The sequence below is a fragment of the Lutispora sp. genome (genome assembly GCF_041687175.1).
Classification (GTDB): Bacteria; Bacillota; Clostridia; order Lutisporales; family Lutisporaceae; genus Lutispora.
Genome location: NZ_JAWLCK010000024.1, coordinates 1 through 1,920 on the forward strand (window position 1 = coordinate 1; position 1,920 = coordinate 1,920).

At 41.0% G+C, this 1,920-nt stretch carries 2 protein-coding genes; both read left to right on the forward strand.

What is annotated here, in order from left to right; all coding sequences use genetic code 11:
• Positions 1-903 (forward strand): thiamine pyrophosphate-dependent dehydrogenase E1 component subunit alpha (locus ACESM9_RS05655; protein ID WP_372996162.1); only part of this gene is annotated, 903 nt, incomplete at its 5' end.
• On the forward strand, positions 900-1,871 hold the full coding sequence (locus ACESM9_RS05660) for an alpha-ketoacid dehydrogenase subunit beta (RefSeq protein WP_372996164.1): 972 nt from the start codon (positions 900-902) through the stop codon (positions 1,869-1,871). The genes ACESM9_RS05655 and ACESM9_RS05660, both read left to right, overlap by 4 nt.
• The last annotated feature ends 49 nt before the right edge of the window (positions 1,872-1,920 follow it).

Sequence of the window (1,920 nt, forward strand, 5' to 3'; positions counted from 1 at the left end):
TTTGGAGAGGGACATATACCAGGATTTGTTCACCTATACATGGGAGAGGAGGCTGTAGCAACAGGAGTATGCTCCAATCTAAATGAGGATGATTATATCACAAGTACCCATAGAGGTCATGGGCATATAGTGGCTAAAGGCGGAGATTTAAAATATATGATGGCCGAATTGTTTGGCAAGGCAACAGGGTATTGCAAAGGTAAAGGCGGCTCAATGCATATAGCAGATGCTACCAAGGGTATCCTTGGAGCCAACGGTATAGTCGGAGCAGGGCATAATATTGCTGTAGGTGCCGGCCTGAGTGCAAAATACAGAGGTACAGGCCAGGTTTGTGTATGTTTCTTTGGAGATGGATCTACAAATCAGGGAACATTCCATGAGTCATTGAATATGGCAAGCATATGGAAGCTTCCAGTAATATTTGTTTGTGAGAACAATCTTTACGGCATATCTATGCATCAGTCCAGACATCAAGCTATCCAGGATGTGGCAGATAGGGCTGTGGCATATAATATGCCGGGAGTTGTGGTGGATGGAAATGATATATTTGCAGTATATGAAGCGGCAAATGAAGCAATAAATAGAGCAAGAAACGGTCAGGGACCGACTCTTATAGAGTGCAAAACCTATAGGCATAGAGGACATTTCGAGGGAGATCCAACTACATATAGAGATCCTGAGGAAGTTAGAGAATGGCTTAACAAGGATCCTATCCATAGATTATTTGAATATATGATTGAAAACAATATATCAACTGAGGAAGAAATACAAAGGATAAATGAAGAGGTTAATAAGGAAATAGATGAGGCTGTTAGATTTGCAGAAGAAAGTCCATATCCTCCTTTAGAGAGCGCTGTTGAAGATATCTATACAGATATAGTAGAGGAGGTAAGAGTAAGATGAGAAAAATGACATATTCTGAAGCTATAAGAGAAGGCATGAGAAGAAGAATGAAGGAAGATCCCAATATCATCATACTTGGAGAAGATGTTGGAGAGTTCGGCGGATGCTTTGGAGTAACGGGAGATCTTATAAAAACCTTTGGCCCAGAGAGAGTTAGAGATACACCTATATCAGAAGGGGCAATAGTAGGATGTGCAGTGGGTGCTGCAGCTACAGGATTAAGACCAATAGCAGAGCTGATGTTCAATGACTTCATGACTGTAGGCATGGATCAATTGGTTAACCAGGCGGCTAAGATGAGATATATGTTTGGAGGTAAGATTACTTTACCAATGGTAGTAAGAATGCCTACCGGAGCAGGAACAAGAGCAGCAGCACAACATTCACAATCCTTGGAAGCATGGTTGACCCATGTGCCGGGGCTTAAAGTGGTGTATCCTTCTACACCAAAGGATGCATACGGGTTGATGTTAAGTTCCATTGATGACGATAATCCTGTTATGTATATGGAGCATAAGGTATTGTATGCCATGTCCGGTGAAGTGGATGAAAACATGGAACCAATACCGCTAGGGGTTGCAGATGTGAAGAGAGAAGGAGAAGATTTAACTATAATTGCAACAGGCAGAATGGTTCATGAGGCATTGAATGCTGCTTCCAAGTTGTCACAGGATGGCATAGAAGTCGAAGTAATTGATCCTAGAACTCTATACCCATTGGATAATAAAACCATATTCAACTCCATTGAAAAAACAAACAAGGTCATAATAGTTACAGAAGAAACTAAGAGAGGAAGCTATGCCGGTGAGATTGCAGCTATAATAGCTGAAGAATGCTTTGATAATCTGGATGCGCCTGTTGCAAGAGTTTGCAGCCTGGATTCACCCATTCCATTCTCACCTGTCCTTGAAGATTATGTAGTGCCTAATTTCCAAGACATAATTAATGCTGTTAAGAAAATGCTTTAATAATTAAGAGGCAACTTAAGTTGCCTCTTATATGAGGTGAGAATATGAA